Source organism: Blastomonas natatoria, from assembly GCF_003201955.1.
Taxonomy (GTDB): domain Bacteria; phylum Pseudomonadota; class Alphaproteobacteria; order Sphingomonadales; family Sphingomonadaceae; genus Blastomonas; species Blastomonas natatoria.
Window position 1 is genome coordinate 49,491 of the sequence record NZ_QJJM01000010.1, and the last position, 17,198, is coordinate 66,688.

The window sequence follows — 17,198 nt, forward strand, 5'->3', positions numbered from 1 at the left end:
CCGGCCCCTCCCCCGAGGGGGAGGGGAGTAGTGGTTACTCCGCGGCTTCCGGCAGCGCGTCCGGGCCTTCGTCCGGATCGGGCAGCGCGTCGAGCGAGTTCAGTTCGACATTCAGGCCCAGCGAGCGCATTTCCTTGACCAGCACGTTGAAGCTTTCAGGGATGCCGGCCTCGAACGTGTCGTCACCCTTGACGATCGCCTCATAGACCTTGGTGCGGCCGACCACGTCGTCGGACTTCACCGTCAGCATTTCCTGCAGCGTATAGGCCGCGCCATAGGCCTGGAGCGCCCAGACCTCCATTTCCCCGAAGCGCTGGCCGCCGAACTGGGCCTTGCCGCCCAGCGGCTGCTGAGTGACGAGGCTGTAGGGGCCGATCGAACGCGCGTGGATCTTGTCGTCCACAAGGTGATGCAGCTTGAGCATGTAGATATAGCCCACGGTCACCTTGCGGTCGAACTTGTCGCCGGTACGGCCGTCGTATAGATCGACCTGGCCCGAGGGATCAAGACCCGCCCGCTCCAGCATCCGCGACACATCCGCCTCGCGCGCACCGTCGAACACCGGGGTGCCCATCGGAACGCCATTGCGCAGCAGGCCGGCCAGTTCGACCACGCCGTCATCCGAACGGTTGTCGATCTCGGCATGATATTCGGGGCCGTAGACATATTTCAGCTTCTCGCGAACGGCATCGGGCGGCGGGCCCGCTTCCGGATTCGGATTGGCCTCGCGCCATTCGTCCAGCGCCTTCGAAATCTGCTGGCCCAGACCGCGCGCAGCCCAGCCCAGATGGGTTTCGAAAATCTGGCCGACGTTCATGCGGCTCGGCACACCCAGCGGGTTGAGCACGAAATCGACATGCGTGCCGTCTTCAAGGAACGGCATGTCCTCGATCGGCAGGATGCGGCTGATGATCCCCTTGTTGCCGTGACGTCCGGCCATCTTGTCGCCCGGCTGCAGCTTGCGCTTCACCGCGACGAAGACCTTGACCATCTTGAGCACGCCCGGGGCCAGCTCGTCACCACGCTCCAGCTTTTCGCGACGGTCGTCGAACTTCTCGGTGATGCGGGTCACGGCCTCGTCATACTGGGCCTTGACCGCTTCGAGATCGGCCTGGACCGCATCGTCCTCGACCGCGAACTTCCACCACAGGTGCTTCTCGACTTCCTCGAGCAGCGCCTCGTCGATGGTCACGCCCTTCTTCACGCCCTTGGGGGCAGCCGATGCGACCTGACCGACCAGCATTTCGCGCAGGCGGTTGTAGGTGGCACGGTTCAGAATGGCGCGCTCGTCCTCGCGGTCCTTGGTCAGACGCTCGATTTCCTCGCGTTCGATCGCCAGCGCACGCTCGTCCTTGTCGATGCCGTGACGGTTGAACACCCGGACTTCGACGACGGTGCCCGAAACGCCCGGCGACAGACGCAGCGAGGTGTCGCGCACATCGCTCGCCTTTTCGCCGAAGATCGCGCGCAGCAGCTTTTCTTCCGGGGTCATCGGGCTTTCGCCCTTGGGCGTGATCTTGCCGACCAGGATGTCGCCCGGATGCACTTCTGCACCGATATAGACGATGCCCGCCTCGTCGAGGTTGCGCAGCGCTTCCTCGCCGACATTCGGGATGTCGCGGGTGATGTCCTCGGGGCCCAGCTTGGTATCGCGCGCCATGACCTCGAACTCCTCGATATGGATCGAGGTGAACACGTCATCCTTCACGATGCGTTCGCTGATGAGGATCGAGTCCTCGTAGTTATAGCCGTTCCAGGGCATGAACGCGACGAGCGCGTTGCGGCCCAGCGCCAGCTCGCCCAGATCGGTGGACGGACCGTCGGCGATGATGTCGCCCTCGGCAATCACGTCGCCCACCTTCACCAGCGGACGCTGGTTGATGCAGGTGTTCTGGTTCGAGCGCTGGAACTTCATCAGCGTGTAGATGTCCACGCCCGACTTGCCCGAATCCACCGAGCCGGTGGCGCGGATCACGATACGGGTCGCATCGACCTGATCGACGATGCCGGCGCGCTTGGCAGCGATAGCAGCGCCCGAATCGCGCGCCACGGTCTCTTCCATGCCGGTGCCGACGAACGGCGCTTCGGCGCGCACCAGCGGCACGGCCTGACGCTGCATGTTCGATCCCATCAGCGCGCGGTTGGCGTCATCGTTTTCCAGGAACGGAATGAGCGATGCCGCGACCGAGACGAGCTGCTTCGGCGAGACGTCCATCAGCGTGATGATGTCGCGCGGCGCCATCAGGAATTCGCCGGCCTGGCGGGCCGAAACGATGTCCTCGGCAAAGCTGCCATCGTCGTTCAGCTCGGCATTCGCCTGCGCGATCGTGTGCTTGGCCTCTTCCATGGCCGACAGATACACGACCTCGTCGGTCACCTTGCCATCGATCACCTTGCGATAAGGGGTTTCGATAAAGCCGTACTTGTTCACGCGGCTGAACGAGGCGAGCGAGTTGATCAGACCGATGTTCGGCCCTTCGGGCGTTTCGATCGGGCAGATACGACCATAGTGCGTCGGGTGAACGTCGCGGACTTCGAAGCCCGCGCGCTCGCGGGTCAGACCACCCGGGCCAAGCGCCGAAACGCGGCGCTTGTGGGTGACTTCGGCCAGCGGATTGGTCTGGTCCATGAACTGCGAGAGCTGCGACGAACCGAAGAACTCGCGCACCGCAGCGACCGCAGGCTTGGCGTTGATCAGGTCGTTCGGCATCACCGTCGACACGTCGACCGAGCTCATGCGCTCCTTGACCGCGCGTTCCATGCGCAGCAGTCCGACGCGATACTGGTTTTCCAGCAGCTCGCCCACCGAGCGCACGCGGCGGTTGCCCAGATTGTCGATATCGTCGACTTCGCCCTTGCCGTCCTTGAGGTCGACCAGCGTCTTGACGACGGCCAGAATGTCCTCGCGGCGCAGCGTGGTGACGGTGTCCTCGCAGTCGAGCTCCAGGCGCATGTTGAGCTTGACGCGCCCCACGGCGGAGAGGTCATAGCGCTCGGCGTCGAAGAACAGGCCTTCGAACAGCGCATCGGCGGTTTCGCGCGTCGGCGGCTCGCCGGGGCGCATGACGCGATAGATCGCATCGAGACCCATGTCGCGGCTGTCGGCCTTGTCGGCCTTCATCGTGTTGCGGATCCACGGACCGGTGGTGACATGGTCGATATCGAGCAGCACCAGCTGATCGATGCCGGCCTTGTCGAGCTTTTCCAGATTCTCGGCGGTGACCTCGTCGCCCGCCTCGATATAGATCTCGCCGGTCTGCTCGTTGATCAGGTCATAGGCGCTGTAGCGGCCGAAGATTTCCTCGGTCGGGATCAGCAGACTGGCCAGGCCATCCTTGGCAGCCTTGGTGGCGGCGCGCGGGGTGATCTTGTCGCCCGCCTTGAACGCCACTTCGCCGGTCGCGGCATCGACAATGTCGAACGCCGGCTTCATGCCGCGCCACTGTTCGGCGACGAACGGAATCTTCCAGCCGCCCGTGCCGCGCTCATAGGTCACGGTTTCATAAAAATAGTCGAGGATTTCCTCGTCGTTAAGGCCCAGCGCATAGAGCAGCGAGGTGACCGGCAGCTTGCGCTTGCGGTCGATACGCACATTCACGATGTCCTTGGCGTCGAATTCGAAATCGAGCCACGAACCGCGATACGGGATCACGCGCGCGGCGAACAGGTACTTGCCCGACGAGTGGGTCTTGCCGCGGTCATGATCGAACAGCACGCCCGGCGAACGGTGCATCTGGCTGACGATCACGCGCTCGGTGCCATTGATCACGAACGTGCCGTTCGCGGTCATCAGCGGCATGTCGCCCATGTACACGTCCTGCTCCTTGATATCGAGCACGGAGCGGCTTTCGGTCTCGGCATCGACCTCGAAGACGATCAGGCGCAGCGTCACCTTCATCGGGGCTGCATAGGTGATGCCGCGCTGACGGCATTCCTCGACATCGTATTTGGGCGACTCGAGTTCGTAATGCACGAAGTCGAGTTCGGCGGTTCCGGCAAAGTCACGGATCGGGAACACGCTGCGCAGCGTCTTTTCCAGACCCGAAACATAACCGATCGAGGGATCCGAACGCAGGAACTGTTCGTAACTCTCGCGCTGGACCTCAATGAGGTTCGGCATTTCGCTGACTTCGTGGATGTCACCGAAGATCTTGCGGATACGCTTCATCGGGGTCGGCTTGGTGGCGGCCGATGCTCGTGCGGAAGTTGCCATAAACGTGTCTTCGCCTTTTCGTGTCTGTCGATTCGGGGCGCACAAAGACGCCAAAAGGCCGCAAGCTCATGAGGACCCCATGAACCGCAGCCTATCGCGTCAGAATTATCCCTGAAGCTTCCTTCGTTCGGCAGGTCCGCGCAAACCTGTCATGTCTCGAAGCGTCCGGTGTTGGAGCGCGATATAAGCAGCGGTGTTGGACTTGTCAAACCGCAGCGCGCCGCTTTGCGACGGATGACAGCGCCCTGCCCGGCGCGCTATGCCTCTGCCATGACACGCTATCAGCGCCATCACTGGCTGCTCGCCGCCGCGCTCGCAGGGCTGGCGGGCTTTGTCGATGCCATCGGCTTTCTGGAAACGGGCGGATTCTTTACGGCTTTCATGTCGGGCAACTCGACGCGCATGGCGGTGGGCGCGGTCGGGGATGGTTCGGCAGCGGAGATCGCAGCGGCCATGATCGCGACCTTTGTGGCCGGGGTAACGCTGGGCGCGGCCCTCGGCAATCGCTGCGACGCCCGCAGGCGCCTGCCAATCACCGTGTTTCTGGTCGCTGCACTGCTCGCGACGGCGGCGGGCCTTGCAATGGCCGGATTTACGGTAGCGGCGATCGGCTGCACCCTGCTGGCGATGGGCGCGGAGAACACCGCCTTCCAGCGCGAGGGTCAGGTCAGCATCGGGCTTACCTACATGACCGGCACTCTGGTCAAGCTGGGCCAGGCGCTCGCGCGGGTGCATGTGCGCGAGCATCGCGGCGAGTGGCTGCCCTATCTGCTGCTATGGGCGGGACTGGTAACGGGCGCGCTGCTCGGCGCGCTCGCATTCCGTCACTGGGGGCTGAACGCCTTGTGGGTCTCGGCAGGGCTGGGCCTGGCGCTCGCTGGGGTTGCTGCACTGCCCCGGTTCGCGATGGAATAGGTCAGCGTACCACCCGGACCAGATACATCGCGGCGAAACTTGCCAGAGCACCCAAGGCCGCGCTGGCGATCACCTGGCTGGTCCAGTGTCCCCCCGCAGCGACCCGGCCGACGCACCCGGCAACCAGCAGGGCGACGGCACCCCAGCGCACGATCTGCGCTTCCGGCCCACGCTTGCCCGATGACGCCAGCACCAGGGCCGCCGCTGCCGCGCCATAAAAGATCGCGAAGGTCGAGGGCAGACCCGACGAAACACTGGCCTTGGCGACCTGGATCAGCGCCGGATCGGGCCGCGGGACGAAGATCAGCATCCTCAGGCCCCGCTCTGCTGCCATGGCCAGCGCGATGCCGATCAGCGCTCCTGCAGCCCCGCGCAAATTGGCGAGCGATGCGGCAAAGACCGCCACCACCAGGGCGCTGACCACGATCAGCGGCCATCCCGCAGTCGATAAAAGCCATTCGATCCACGCCGACTGTACTGGGATCAGCGCCTGCAGCTGGCGCGTGATGGCAAGATCCAGCGGCAACGGCCCCTGCACCGCGAAACTCCAGCCGCCCAGAACCAGACCAAGTATTAGAAGTGCAATCACGGAAGGACGCATGTCGTCAGGGTTCCAGGCAAAGATGAGTGCGATGACCCTAGCAGCAAATCAGGACAGCTTTGCAGACCAAAAAATTCGCTTTACCGGTCGGCAAAGTCATCTGGCCGGTAAACGGTGCCGAGCGCGTGAACGATTTGGGCCACCCCGAGCGTTTGTTGCGATACCATGACACACATATCGCACCCCATTCGCCCGGCAAGGGCCGCGATTGCCGCCGTTCTTGCCCTGACCGCAACCCCGCTGATGGCGCAGGACATCGCCCCCGCCACCGCGCCAACCCTCGCGCCAACGGTGCCCCAGGCACAACCCGCGCAGCCCCTGGTGCCGACGACAACGCTTCCCGGCACCAGCGCTCCCGCAGCCACGACACAGGGCCCGACCATCCAGGCTCAGCCGCCCGCTGCAGCACTGCCCGGCACACCGCTCGCGAGCCCTGTAGCACCGCCTGCGGTGACCGATGTACCGGTCGCCGCAATCGCGCCAACGGCCGAGGTTGAAGCGGCCCCGGCTCCGCGCGCGGCCCGACCGCAACCGGCGGAGCGCGCAACACCTACGCGCACTGCCCAGACTGAGCCCGCTGACCCGGTTGATCCGTCTGCAACCGGGAGGCCCGATCCGGCCGACACCTTGGCAGCCGAAGAGGTCACGGCCGTTCCCCCGATGACCAATGGTGCCACTGTAACCGAAACGCCAATATCCGAAGTGACGGCTCCGCCTCCTCCCGCGGGTGAAGGCGATGGCGAGATCTGGGGCTGGATGGCCGCACTGCTCGCAGCCCTCGGCGTGGGTGGCGGCGCGATCGCCTTGCGCCGCACCAGGACCCGAAAGAGCGCCGCGATGATGGCCGAAGCGCGTGCAGCGGATGCAGATTATGACCGCCGCCTCGCCTCGCCGCATGCTCGGCCGCCGATGGCAGCGGTGATGGCGGCGGCTCCCGCAACGGCTAGCTTTTCGCAGCCGGTCATCCATCCCGCGCCTGCCCGGCCTGTTGCGCGAACTGTCAATCCTGAGAGCCCGATCGACCATCGTCGCCTCGAGGCTCTGATTGCTCAGCGTCCGAACCGCGACAACCCGTTCAAGACCCGCGCCAATCGCAAGCGTCGCGCGCTGTTCCTGATGCGCAACGGTTACGGTATGCAGAGCGCAGCCTGACAACAAGAATGGAACGACACTTGCGCATTCGGGGAGGCGGCCATCCGCCTCCCCGTTTTTTTGCGTCAGGCCGAACGGTAACGCGCCAGCCAGTGCGCATAGGGCGCGGGCAGCGTCCAGCTGGCATTGTCGACGCCGAGTTCGCGCGCGGCCTGATAGGGCCAGTGCGGGTTTTCGAGCAGCGGGCGGCCCATCATTACCAGATCGACATCGCCGTCGGCGACCATGCGGTTGGCGTTTTCCGAACTGCCGATATACCAGCTGGTGGCGTTGGGTAGGCCCGCCTCCTCGCGCACCCGGCGCGCGATCGGCGCCATGAACGCCGGGCCCCAGGGAATTTGCGCCTCCGGCGTCGAAAAGCCGATGCTGACATCGATGAAATCGAGCCCGCGCGCCTTCATCTCGCCGACCAGAGCGATCGACTCCTTCAGCGTCTCCTCATCCTGCCCGTCATATTCGAGCACGCCGAAACGGGCCGAGAGCGGCAGATGGTCGGGCCATACCGCGCGCACTGCTTCCAGCGTCTCGAGCAGGAAGCGACCGCGATTTTCCGCGCTGCCGCCGTACTGGTCGGTGCGCTGGTTCGAATGGCGCGACCAGAAGCTCTGCGCCAGATAGCCATGCGCGAAGTGCAGCATCAGCCATTCGAAGCCCGCATCGCGCGCGCGGATCGCCGCCGCGACGAAATCGGCCTTCACCCGCTCGATGTCCTCGAGCGTCATCTCGCGCGGGGTGCGGCTGAGCCCGCCACCGAACGCCACCGCCGACGGCGCGATCGGCTCCCAGCCGCGCGGATCGCCTTCGGCGATATGGTCGTCGCCCTCCCAGGGCACATTGGCGCTGGCCTTGCGCCCGGCATGCGCGATCTGGATGCCGGGGACGGCACCCGCTTTCTTGATCTCGGCAACGATCGGCGCGAGCGCATCGCGCTGTTCGTCGTTCCAGATGCCGAGGCAGGCAGGCGTGATCCGGCCTTCAGGTGAGACGCCCGAGGCCTCGACCACCACCAGTCCCGCCCCGCCGCGCGCGAACGAGACGAGATGCGAGCGGTGCCAGTCGTTCGCGACGCCTTCGGTCGCCGAATATTGGCACATGGGCGACACCGCGATGCGGTTGCGCAGCGTGACCGACTTGAGCGTGAACGGGGTGAACAGCGGTGCGTCGGTGCCTGGGCTGGGATTGGTCATGGGGGGAATGTCCTTGGATAGGGGGTGGGGAGAGGTTTGATTGTTCGTATATAATCGAACTATAGGATATTCAAGGGGACCACGCTATATATAGGCGCATGAGGAACTATGCCCATCCCGACCTGGCCGACGTTTCGATCGAGCATCTGCTGCACGCGCTGAGCGATCCGGTGCGTCTCGACATCGTCCGCCAGCTTGCCCGCAACGGCGAAGCGAGCTGCGCCGCGCTCGACGGCGGCCGCCCGAAATCGAGCATGTCGCACCATTTCCGCGTGCTGCGCAGCGCCGGGCTGGTGCACACGCGGATTGCCGGCGTGCAGCATATGAACACGCTGCGCCGCGAGGAGGTGGATAAGCGGTTTCCAGGGCTGCTGGGGGCGGTGCTGAGGGTGGCGGGGTAGGACGGGGTTCAGGTATCCGGTATCCGGTTTCAGGCAACCAGCGGCAACGCGCGGATGGCTGCAATTGGGTGGATTGCAGAAGGGCTGCTATTGCAGTCTTTGTTTAAATACCCGATGCTTCTCATGCCCTTCCTCGCGGCAAGGAGGCTCGTTGGTGGATCTTGAAGCAGTTTGGAAAATCCGAGAAGAAGAGGTTTACCTGGCTCTCTTCGGCCCTCAATGCCGAGGCATATTCCCACTTAGCCAGCAGCTTTTTTCGGAACGCTTTGGCCAAAACGACATCGATCCTCGCTGGTTGTTTTACGGCGTATTCGAGTTCGCGCCGACCGCAGAGCGTCCGTATTGGCTGTATGTGACTTCGGGACATTCAAATCCCTGGGAGCAGGAGCCTGTCGATTACGATTTAGAGGGCGAGTCAGGCGCGGGAGTGGAGTTTACCTTCGCCGTATCGGAGCAAGGAGACTGGGCGATCCAGACCTTGCAGCACGTCTTGGCGTTTGATTTGTTACTCCGCGCTGGCCGCTAAGCCGGAGGCGAGCCCTTTTCGCTGTATGACCGGATACCGCTGCGAGCGCCAATCAACGGTGAGCCAGACTGCCAAGTGCGTAATCTGGTGCTTGTAGAGAACGAGGGGGCACCACAGGAATTCTCCTTGCCTTCGGGGTTGGTCATCCTCGTAAGGTTTACCGGCATCACCGATACGGAACTCACATTCGCAAAGGCGAACGGCTCCCCCGCGTTGATCGATCGGCTACGTGAAGCCGGGTATCATCCGGTGACAAATCCAAGCAGGCCGTCGCTCTCAGTTTGACCTTGGTTCGGCAGCCTTCGGGTTAAGAGTGCCGGCAAGCCAATGGCCGTTTCTGGGCGCCACGACCAGCCAGCGCAGTGAAGAAACACCCTTGCCAACGGAGAGCCGTTCACACAGGGGTCGGTTGCTGAATGGCAGGAATTTTTCCGCTTGGTTGCAAAGCCGCCATCCCCTCCCCGCTCCCCTTGCGCAGGCAGGCATCCATCTCCTGCTTTCGCGCCCGGCGCAACGCTCGGGAGATGGCCCCATGCCTTCGCAGGGGAGCGGATGATTTGGTGGGGTGGGTCAGCACATCTGGATCGCAGTCCTTCGGCGGCTTCGCGTCTTCGCGTCAAACCCCGTTAGGCACGCGAAGACGCGAAAGCCAAAAGGGGCGTGCGAGGTGGCTGGGAAGCGCGTTCCCTTCCATGAGAGGGAGGGGTTAGGGGTGGGTCGGCGTTTCGCACCACCGTCGATGGCGCGCTGCGCGGGCTTACCCACCCCCTGCCCCTCCCTTGCAGGGAGGGGAGTTTGGTGGTGCGAGTGGGCGGCGGACAGTGAAGCCCTCTCCCCTTCAGGGGGGAGGGTTGGGAGGGGGGATTGCGTCACCCTGGCGCTCGACTAACCCCTCTCAACTTCGGCTAGCCGATACATCGGCAAGCCTTCGTATCTCTCCCCCAACGGGGAGAGAGCGGGCGTTATGTCAATGCACCCAGGCGAGCAGCGCCGCCGCGCCTGCCCCGGCACCGATCACCAAAGCCGCAAGATGGCTCCAGAAACCCCCGCCCCCACGCGCACGGCGCTTGCGGTCCCAGATCAGCGGGATTTTCGGCACCGGCGGTGGCTCGGGCGCGCCGCCCTTTTTGGGCACGCGCTCTTCGAGGCGGCGGATCAGGTCGGGCAGGCGTAAGAGCGTCGCGATATCGGTGTTGATCCGGTCGGCGAGCAAAGTCTCCGGCCCCAGCTCCCCGCGAATCCAGTCGCGCACATAAGGCGCTGCGACATCCCACATGTTGATATTGGGGTCGAGCTGGGTCGCGACGCCCTCGACCATCACCATCGTCTTTTGCAGCAGCAGCAGGTGCGGCTGGGTCTTCATGTCGAAATCGCGCGTGATCGCGAACAGCCCGTCGAGCATCTGCCCGACCGACAGCTCGCTGACCGGCTTGCCGCGCATCGGCTCGCCCACGGCGCGCAGCGCGGTCGCGAACTCGTCGACATTGTGATAGCTCGGCACATACTGCGCTTCGAAATGGATTTCGGCGACGCGGCGATAGTTGCCGGTGGTGAGGCCATAGAGGATTTCCGCCAGCCAGAAGCGCGCCTGGCGGTTGATGCGGCCCATGATGCCGAAATCGATCGCGACGATGGTGCCATCGGGGGCGACGAACAGATTGCCCTGGTGCATGTCGGCATGGAAGAAGCCGCCCGCGATCGCCTGGCGCAGGAAGGCGAGCACCAGCCGCCGCGCGAGATCGGGCAGGTCATGCCCCGCCGCGATCAGGGCCTCGCGATTGCTGATCTTGATGCCGTCGATCCATTCGAGCGTCATCACCGTGCCGCAGGTGCGGTCCCAGTCGATCTGGGGCACGCGATAGCCGGGGTGACCGTCCATCGCGCTGGCAAGCTCGGACGCGCTCGCGGCCTCGCGGCGCAGGTCGAGCTCGCGCAATGTCCAGCGCTTGAAATTGGCGATGGTGAGCTGCGGGCGCAGGCGCGAGGCTTCGCCGCCCAAGGATTCCAGATGCGCGGCGGCCCATTCATAGGTGTCGATATCGCGCGCGAAATTCTTGCGCACACCGGGGCGCAGAACCTTGATCGCGACATCGCGCCCGTCGGTGGTCCGCCCGCGATGCACCTGCGCGACCGAGGCCGCGCCGACCGGCATCGGCTCGACGAATGCGAAGAATTTTTCCAGCGGGCCGCCCAGCCCCTGCTCGATCTCGGCGCGGATGTCCTCGAACGGCACCGGAGGCAGGCTGTCCTGCAAGGTGAGCAGATTGTTCGCCGCCTCTTCGCCCACCAGATCGGGCCGGGTGGCGAGCGTCTGGCCGAGCTTGATCGCCGCCGGGCCGATGGCGCGGAACGCTCCGGCATAATCGGGAACGGCGGGCACGCTGGCGCCGAAACGCGCGAGGCGGAACAGGCGGCGCACCTCGGGCGGGGTCTGCGGCGCAGCCTCGAGTCCCTTGAGCGCTCCATGGCGCGCAAGGATGCGGCCCCATTTCAGGAGCCGCAGGATATGCGTGCGCGGACGGGTCATGGACGGATGCCGAACCCCCGCCGTTCAGCCAGCCCTGCCCCCATCACGCCTTCCAGCCGCTATGGATGTTGACCGCACCGCCCAGGATCTGCTCGACCTTCGTAGATACGAAACCGGCGTCCCTGATCATCTGCTCGAAAACCGGCGGCTTGGGGAAGCGGCGGATCGATTCGGCGAGATAGCGATAGCTGTCGGCATCGCCCGCGATCATCTGGCCCAGGCGCGGCATCAGATGGTGCGAATAGGCATCATAGACTTCGCCGAAGACCGGCCATTCGGTCGACGCGAATTCCATGCAGAAGAAGCGCCCACCATAGCGCAGCACCCGGTGCGCCTCAGCCAGCGCCTTGTCGATATAGGTCACGTTGCGGATGCCGAAGACGATCGTATAGGCATCGAAGCTGCGATCGGGGAATTTGAGCTTCTCGGCATCCTGGCACGACCAGACCAGCCGGTCCTCGCCCTGATCGACCGCGCGCTCGATGCCGACATCGAGCATGTCCTGGTTGATGTCCGCGACGGTAACGTTCGCGCCCGACTTGACCATGCGGAAGGCGATGTCGCCGGTGCCGCCCGCCATGTCGAGAATGTCCTCGCCACTGCGGGGCTTCACGCGGCGCACGAAGCGGTCCTTCCAGAGGCGATGCATGCCGCCCGACATGACATCGTTCATGATGTCATATTTGGCCGCGACGTTCGAAAAGATGCCGCCAACCCGGCCCTGCTTTTCCGCCGGGTCGATATCCTGATAGCCAAAGGGCACTGTCTCGGTCATGGCCGCCATGTAAGCATCTTTGTGGCTGGCGCAAAGCCTGATAACGGGCCTTTTTATGCCAGAGCTTCCCGAAGTCGAAACCACCGTGCGCGGGCTTGCCGCCGTGCTGCAGGATGTGCGCCTGACCAGCGTCGTCGCGCGCCGGGCGGACCTACGCCGCGCCTTTCCGGTTGATCTCGGCCAGCGGATGACGGGCGCACGGATCATCTCGCTCGGCAGGCGGGCCAAATACGGGCTGCTCGGCACCGACCGGGGCGATTCGATGGTGTTTCACCTCGGCATGTCCGGGCGCTGGCGAATCGATCCCGAGGAGATCGGCACGCACGATCATCTGGTGCTCGAGACCGAATCGGGTCACCGCCTCTCGCTGTTCGATCCGCGCCGCTTCGGCTCGGTCGACCTGGTGACGACCGATGCGCTGGCCAGTTTCTCCCCCTTTGCCGCCATGGGACCCGAGCCGCTGGGCGACGAATTCACCCCTGCCTATCTGCGGGCCGCGCTGGCAGGACGCGTCTCACCCATAAAGGCGATGCTGCTCGACCAGCGAATCGTCGCGGGCCTGGGCAATATCTATGTCTGCGAGGCGCTCAACATGGCGCGAATCTCGCCGTTGCGCGCCGCCGGGCAGATCGGCCCTGCCAAGCTCAAGCCGCTGGTCGCGGCGATCAAGGCGGTGCTCGCCGATGCCATTCTGGCGGGCGGATCGACGCTGCGCGACTATGCCCGGCCCGACGGGCAACTGGGCTATTTCGCCAAGCAATGGCGGGTTTACGGACGCGAGGGCGAGGCCTGCCCGTGCGGCGGAACGGTGGAGCGGGTGGTGCAATCGGGGCGCTCGACCTTCTGGTGCCGCACCTGCCAGAAATAGCCTTTTGCAAGCCAATATCGGCATTGAGGCGTTGACGCGCGAGGCGATAATCGCTAACGGCAGCGGCTTCAAAGCGCTGGCACCGCCTGCGGGCGGCCAACCTGCTTTACCCGAAATCCGCCGATCATGCTGTGATCGCCAATTGAAAGACGTGTGAGAAACTATGGCCAATACGCCGCAAGCCAAGAAGCGCATCCGCCGGAACGAGCGTCGTGCCGTCGTCAACGGCAACCGCATCGGTCGCATCCGCACCTTCGTCAAGAAGGTCGAATCGGCTCTGGATGCCGGCGACAAGGAAGCAGCCAAGGCAGCGCTTGCCAGCGCCCAGCCCGAACTGGCTCGCGGTGTCGCCAAGGGCGTGCTGCACAAGAACACCGCTTCGCGCAAGTTCTCGCGCCTGACCAAGCGTCTGGCTGCACTGGCCTGATTCGCTTCCGGGGCGCGCCGCGCCCTGGCTGCTCCGGAATCGGTAACGATGATCCGCCGACCTCAATGCGGGGTCTGGCGGATTTTTCGTATTGGCCGGACAAGGTATCTGTCAGCGCGACTGGACAGTCGATTGTAACATGGCGCAACCGGTGTCACATCACGGTAATGCCTCCGTCACAGACGCCGACAGCCGAACCCAGCATTTCCCGCGATTCGCTTGGGCAGGGGTAACATCACAACGGCTAAGGCATTGATTTAAAATTATAAACAATGTGAATCGAGCAATATCCTAGCGTTAACCGAGTCAAGCGGCATTATTTCATTTTTTTTACCCGGCGGCTCTTGCTCGACTCGTTTGCGCGCCGCTACACCAAGGATCGAGAGGCGAGCGATCAGCCCGACTCTCCATTGCACAAACTGACGGATACATCGATCGAAAGACCTGTGTGTTTTTCGGAGATTGGCTGTTGCGTCCCATTTTCGGGATGCATCCGTGTGCTGACCAAGGGGTTGGGCGGCACATGCGGGAGGAGTGCCGCACCGGGGATCGGCTCTGGTGCGATGCGAGCTAGGGGGAGGTAGCAGGTTTTGCGTAACTGGGTCGGATTGCCACAGAATTGGACGGACCGGAGCCTTTCCGGAAACGACGCCGCACGCCTGCACGGACTTGCCCCCTGGTGGCCGGACGGCACCGCCTCGGCCTGGCGAGACCCGGCCCGAGGGCGCAGGATCTAAGCAGCTCGCAGCGGCTGGTGCACAACCGAAATCAAGGGTTGTCCGCCGCATGACCGTCCCTCCGGCAGGCCCATGCTGGTCTCGCCGGACCCATTGTCAGCAATGACCAAGATACAAGAAGTGGCAATTCAGGCATGATCGAACTCAGCGATTCGAGCGGCGCGGCAGACTGGGCGGCCGACTGGAACGAGATCAGCGAAGGTCTGCGCAAGGATCTGGGCGCACAGATCCACACCCAGTGGATCCGCCCCATCCGCCCCGGCAGCTTCGAGCCCGCCTCCGGCCAGCTTCATCTGCACCTCCCGTCCGAATTTTCTGCCAACTGGGTGCGCGAGCGCTTTGCCGACCGGCTGGCGCTGGCGTGGAAGATCGTGCGCCCCGAAGTGCGCAGCGTTGCCATCGCAGCCGCCCCGCGCGAAGCCGAGATCGCCCGCCCGCGCATGCCCGCCCCTGTCGTTCCGATGGCCGCCGCTGCCCGTTCGAGCGAGAACGGCAACCGGATCGCGCTCGACCCCTCGCAGCTGTTCTCGGGCTTCATCACCGGTCAGTCGAACGTGCTGGCGTTCAACGCCGCACAGCGCATGGCGGCGGCGGAAAAGCCGCTGTTCAGCCCGCTCTACCTCAAGGCTGCAACCGGCCAGGGCAAGACGCACCTGCTGCACGCCATCGGCAACGCCTATGCCGAAGCGAACCCTCAGGCGCGCATCTGTTATTGTCCGGCGGAAAAGTTCATGAACGATTTCGTCAGCGCCATCCAGCGCGGCGATTCGATGGCGTTCAAGGCACGGCTGCGCAGCTTCGACATGCTGCTGGTCGACGACATCCAGTTCATCATCGGCAAGAATTCGACCCAGGAAGAGTTCCTGCACACGATCGATGCCATTCTGGGCGCGGGCAAGCGGCTGGTAGTGACCTCGGACCGCGCGCCTCAGGCGCTCGACGGCGTGGATCAGCGCCTCCTCTCGCGGCTCGCCATGGGTCTGGTCGCCGATATCCAGCCCGCCGATATCGAGCTGCGCCGCGCGATCCTGCGCGCCCGGGTCGAGCAGATGCGGATGGGCGATATCCCTGAAGAGGTGACCGAGTTCCTCGCGCGCACCATCAGCCGCAATGTCCGCGAGCTGGTCGGCGGGCTCAACAAGCTGATGGCCTATGCCCAGATCACCGGCCAGAAGGTGACACTGGCGCTGGCCGAGGAGCAGCTCTCCGACCTCCTGAGCGCCAACCGCCGCCGGATCACCATCGACGAGATTCAGCGCGCCGTCTGCCAATTCTACAAGGTCGACCGCGCCGAGATGTCGTCCAAGCGCCGCGCCCGTGCCGTGGTGCGCCCGCGCCAGGTGGCGATGTATCTCGCCAAGGTGCTGACCCCGCGCTCGTACCCCGAGATCGGGCGCAAGTTCGGCGGACGCGATCATTCGACGGTGATCCACGCGGTCCGTCTGATCGAGGACCTGCGCACCCGCGATGCCGATATGGATGGCGACGTCCGCGCGCTGCTGCAGCAGCTGGAAAGCTGAGCAGCATCCACATCTTCCAATTTCGTCATTCCCGCGAAGGCGGGAATCCCGCTATAGCGCCGACCCGAGCGGGATTCCCGCTTTCGCGGGAATGACGGCGAAGGTCTGGCATTTGCGCAGCTAGTCAGGACCCTTGCCCGATGCCCCTGTCCCCCACCCAGCTTGAACGCCATTCCCGGCATATCGTGCTGCCCGAGATCGGCGGCGTGGGCGTGGCAAAACTGGCCGCTGCGCATGTCGTGCTCGTCGGAATGGGCGGAATCGGCTGCCCGGCGCTGCAATATCTCGCCGCCGCAGGCATCGGGCGGCTGACGCTTATCGATGGCGACACCGTGGATCTTTCGAACCTGCAGCGCCAGACGCTGTTCACGCCGCAGGATGTCGGCCAGCCCAAGGCCGAAGTCGCTGCCGGCTGGGTACGCCGCTTCGATGGCGAATTGCAGGTGACCGCGCTGGCTGAACGCTTGACGCCGGACAATGCCGCCGCCTTGCTCGCCGGAGCTACCGTGATCCTCGACGGCACCGACAATTTTGCCACGCGGCTGCTCGTCTCGGACACCGCCACCGCCCTGCGCATTCCCCTGGTCAGCGCCGCGATCGGCCGCTTCCAGGCGCAGATCGGCACGTTTCGCGGCTGGCTGCCGGATGCGCCCTGCTATCGCTGCTTCGTCGGCGATGCGTTCGATGCCGAGGATTGCGATACCTGCGCCGAACAGGGCGTGCTGGGCGCAATGGTCGGCCTGGCGGGAAGCTTCGCGGCGATGGAGGTCGTCCGCGCCATCACCGGCTTCGGCAGCGACGCGGCGGGCAAGCTGCACCTGATCGACGGGCTCAGCCCGCTCTGGCGCACGCTCAGGATCGCCAAGGACCCCGAGTGCAAGGCTTGCGGGGGTACCGCCGCCCCTGCATAATCCTGCCCATCATCTGGGAGGATGTGACCCATGACCCTGCCCGTTACTGCGCTGACCGCCGTGATTTGCGCGATCATGCTGCTCGCCACCGCCATTGCCACCGTCCGCGCGCGCTTTCGCACCCAGGCCTCGTTCGGCGATGCTGGCGATACCGGACTGATCAGTTCAAGCCGCGCCCATGGCAATCTGGCCGAACATGCACCGCTGTTCGTGATCCTGGTCGGGCTGCTCGAGCAGTCGAATGCCAGCCACTGGCCGCTGACCGGGCTAGCAGTGCTGTTCCTGGCCGCCCGCGCCGCGCATATCATCGGCCTGCATCAGCCGCACGGCCCTGGCAAACCGCCGCAGCTGCGCGCGCTGGGCGTCATCGGCACCTGGATCGCCTATGCAGTCGCGATCGGCTGGACGCTGTTTCTGGTGGTGACGGTGAACGGGTGA

General features: G+C 64.5%; 13 protein-coding genes and 1 pseudogene. 9 read left to right on the plus strand and 5 right to left on the minus strand.

Going from position 1 to position 17,198, the window contains the following annotated elements:
* Positions 1–34: 34 nt before the first annotated feature.
* Positions 35–4,213, minus strand: coding sequence for a DNA-directed RNA polymerase subunit beta (gene rpoB, locus C7451_RS13330; protein ID WP_110299466.1), 4,179 nt, complete (start codon positions 4,211–4,213; stop codon positions 35–37).
* A 270-nt stretch (positions 4,214–4,483) separates the two neighbouring features.
* On the opposite strand from rpoB, the gene C7451_RS13335 reads away from it, so the two are divergent.
* Entirely contained in the window at positions 4,484–5,128 is a 645-nt protein-coding gene (locus C7451_RS13335; RefSeq protein ID WP_110299563.1) for a YoaK family protein, read from the plus strand.
* A gap of 1 nt (position 5,129) precedes the next feature.
* On the opposite strand, the gene C7451_RS13340 is transcribed toward C7451_RS13335, so the two are convergent.
* Positions 5,130–5,717 (minus strand): phosphatase PAP2 family protein, encoded by a 588-nt coding sequence (locus tag C7451_RS13340; protein ID WP_167398552.1) that lies wholly within the window; start codon positions 5,715–5,717, stop codon positions 5,130–5,132.
* 177 nt (positions 5,718–5,894) lie between these two features.
* Between C7451_RS13340 and C7451_RS13345 the strand changes: the two genes are divergently transcribed.
* Positions 5,895–6,881 (plus strand): hypothetical protein, encoded by a 987-nt coding sequence (locus C7451_RS13345; protein WP_146215370.1) that lies wholly within the window; start codon positions 5,895–5,897, stop codon positions 6,879–6,881.
* Between the two features lie 65 nt (positions 6,882–6,946).
* On the opposite strand, the gene C7451_RS13350 is transcribed toward C7451_RS13345, so the two are convergent.
* Positions 6,947–8,068 carry an NADH:flavin oxidoreductase/NADH oxidase gene (locus tag C7451_RS13350; RefSeq protein WP_110299469.1) on the minus strand — a complete coding sequence of 374 codons (1,122 nt, stop codon included), beginning with the start codon at positions 8,066–8,068 and terminating at the stop codon, positions 6,947–6,949.
* Positions 8,069–8,166: 98 nt separating this feature from the next.
* Here C7451_RS13350 and C7451_RS13355 point away from each other — a divergent pair, with 98 nt between their 5' ends.
* Together C7451_RS13355 and C7451_RS20285 are read left to right on the plus strand one after the other, a co-directional pair.
* Positions 8,167–8,469: an ArsR/SmtB family transcription factor gene (locus C7451_RS13355; protein ID WP_110299470.1), complete on the plus strand. Its 303-nt coding sequence runs from the start codon at positions 8,167–8,169 to the stop codon at positions 8,467–8,469.
* A gap of 154 nt (positions 8,470–8,623) precedes the next feature.
* Positions 8,624–9,280, plus strand: a pseudogene (locus tag C7451_RS20285) (suppressor of fused domain protein).
* Positions 9,281–9,962: 682 nt separating this feature from the next.
* Here C7451_RS20285 and ubiB read toward each other — a convergent pair.
* Both ubiB and C7451_RS13375 read right to left on the minus strand, forming a co-directional pair.
* A complete protein-coding gene (ubiB, locus tag C7451_RS13370; protein WP_110299473.1) occupies positions 9,963–11,522 on the minus strand; it encodes a 2-polyprenylphenol 6-hydroxylase in 1,560 nt (519 codons plus the stop codon).
* Between the two features lie 43 nt (positions 11,523–11,565).
* The gene (locus C7451_RS13375; protein WP_110299564.1) at positions 11,566–12,297 is read right to left on the minus strand and encodes a class I SAM-dependent methyltransferase; all 732 of its coding nucleotides are present in this window, start codon (positions 12,295–12,297) and stop codon (positions 11,566–11,568) included.
* A gap of 55 nt (positions 12,298–12,352) precedes the next feature.
* Between C7451_RS13375 and mutM the strand changes: the two genes are divergently transcribed.
* The 5 genes from mutM to C7451_RS13400 all read left to right on the plus strand — a co-directional run bounded on the left by mutM (position 12,353) and on the right by C7451_RS13400 (position 17,198).
* Positions 12,353–13,165: a bifunctional DNA-formamidopyrimidine glycosylase/DNA-(apurinic or apyrimidinic site) lyase gene (mutM, locus tag C7451_RS13380; protein ID WP_110299474.1), complete on the plus strand. Its 813-nt coding sequence runs from the start codon at positions 12,353–12,355 to the stop codon at positions 13,163–13,165.
* A gap of 163 nt (positions 13,166–13,328) precedes the next feature.
* Complete coding sequence (gene rpsT, locus C7451_RS13385; protein WP_060980353.1) at positions 13,329–13,592, plus strand: 30S ribosomal protein S20; 264 nt, start codon at positions 13,329–13,331, stop codon at positions 13,590–13,592.
* Between the two features lie 871 nt (positions 13,593–14,463).
* Positions 14,464–15,849: a chromosomal replication initiator protein DnaA gene (dnaA, locus tag C7451_RS13390; RefSeq protein ID WP_110299475.1), complete on the plus strand. Its 1,386-nt coding sequence runs from the start codon at positions 14,464–14,466 to the stop codon at positions 15,847–15,849.
* Positions 15,850–15,989: 140 nt separating this feature from the next.
* The gene (locus C7451_RS13395) at positions 15,990–16,760 is read left to right on the plus strand and encodes a HesA/MoeB/ThiF family protein (RefSeq protein WP_208625217.1); all 771 of its coding nucleotides are present in this window, start codon (positions 15,990–15,992) and stop codon (positions 16,758–16,760) included.
* A 30-nt stretch (positions 16,761–16,790) separates the two neighbouring features.
* Positions 16,791–17,198 (plus strand): MAPEG family protein, encoded by a 408-nt coding sequence (locus C7451_RS13400; RefSeq protein ID WP_110299476.1) that lies wholly within the window; start codon positions 16,791–16,793, stop codon positions 17,196–17,198.

What these genes read in the sequence shown, in the direction of transcription:
- rpoB (WP_110299466.1), bottom strand. Translation starts at nt 4,213, where the DNA reads ATGGCAACTTCCGCACGAGCATCGGCCGCCACCAAGCCGACCCCGATG.
- C7451_RS13335 (WP_110299563.1), top strand. Translation starts at nt 4,484, where the DNA reads ATGACACGCTATCAGCGCCATCACTGGCTGCTCGCCGCCGCGCTCGCA.
- C7451_RS13345 (WP_146215370.1), top strand. Translation starts at nt 5,895, where the DNA reads ATGACACACATATCGCACCCCATTCGCCCGGCAAGGGCCGCGATTGCC.
- C7451_RS13350 (WP_110299469.1), bottom strand. Translation starts at nt 8,068, where the DNA reads ATGACCAATCCCAGCCCAGGCACCGACGCACCGCTGTTCACCCCGTTC.
- C7451_RS13355 (WP_110299470.1), top strand. Translation starts at nt 8,167, where the DNA reads ATGAGGAACTATGCCCATCCCGACCTGGCCGACGTTTCGATCGAGCAT.
- ubiB (WP_110299473.1), bottom strand. Translation starts at nt 11,522, where the DNA reads ATGACCCGTCCGCGCACGCATATCCTGCGGCTCCTGAAATGGGGCCGC.
- C7451_RS13375 (WP_110299564.1), bottom strand. Translation starts at nt 12,297, where the DNA reads ATGACCGAGACAGTGCCCTTTGGCTATCAGGATATCGACCCGGCGGAA.
- mutM (WP_110299474.1), top strand. Translation starts at nt 12,353, where the DNA reads ATGCCAGAGCTTCCCGAAGTCGAAACCACCGTGCGCGGGCTTGCCGCC.
- rpsT (WP_060980353.1), top strand. Translation starts at nt 13,329, where the DNA reads ATGGCCAATACGCCGCAAGCCAAGAAGCGCATCCGCCGGAACGAGCGT.
- dnaA (WP_110299475.1), top strand. Translation starts at nt 14,464, where the DNA reads ATGATCGAACTCAGCGATTCGAGCGGCGCGGCAGACTGGGCGGCCGAC.
- C7451_RS13395 (WP_208625217.1), top strand. Translation starts at nt 15,990, where the DNA reads ATGCCCCTGTCCCCCACCCAGCTTGAACGCCATTCCCGGCATATCGTG.
- C7451_RS13400 (WP_110299476.1), top strand. Translation starts at nt 16,791, where the DNA reads ATGACCCTGCCCGTTACTGCGCTGACCGCCGTGATTTGCGCGATCATG.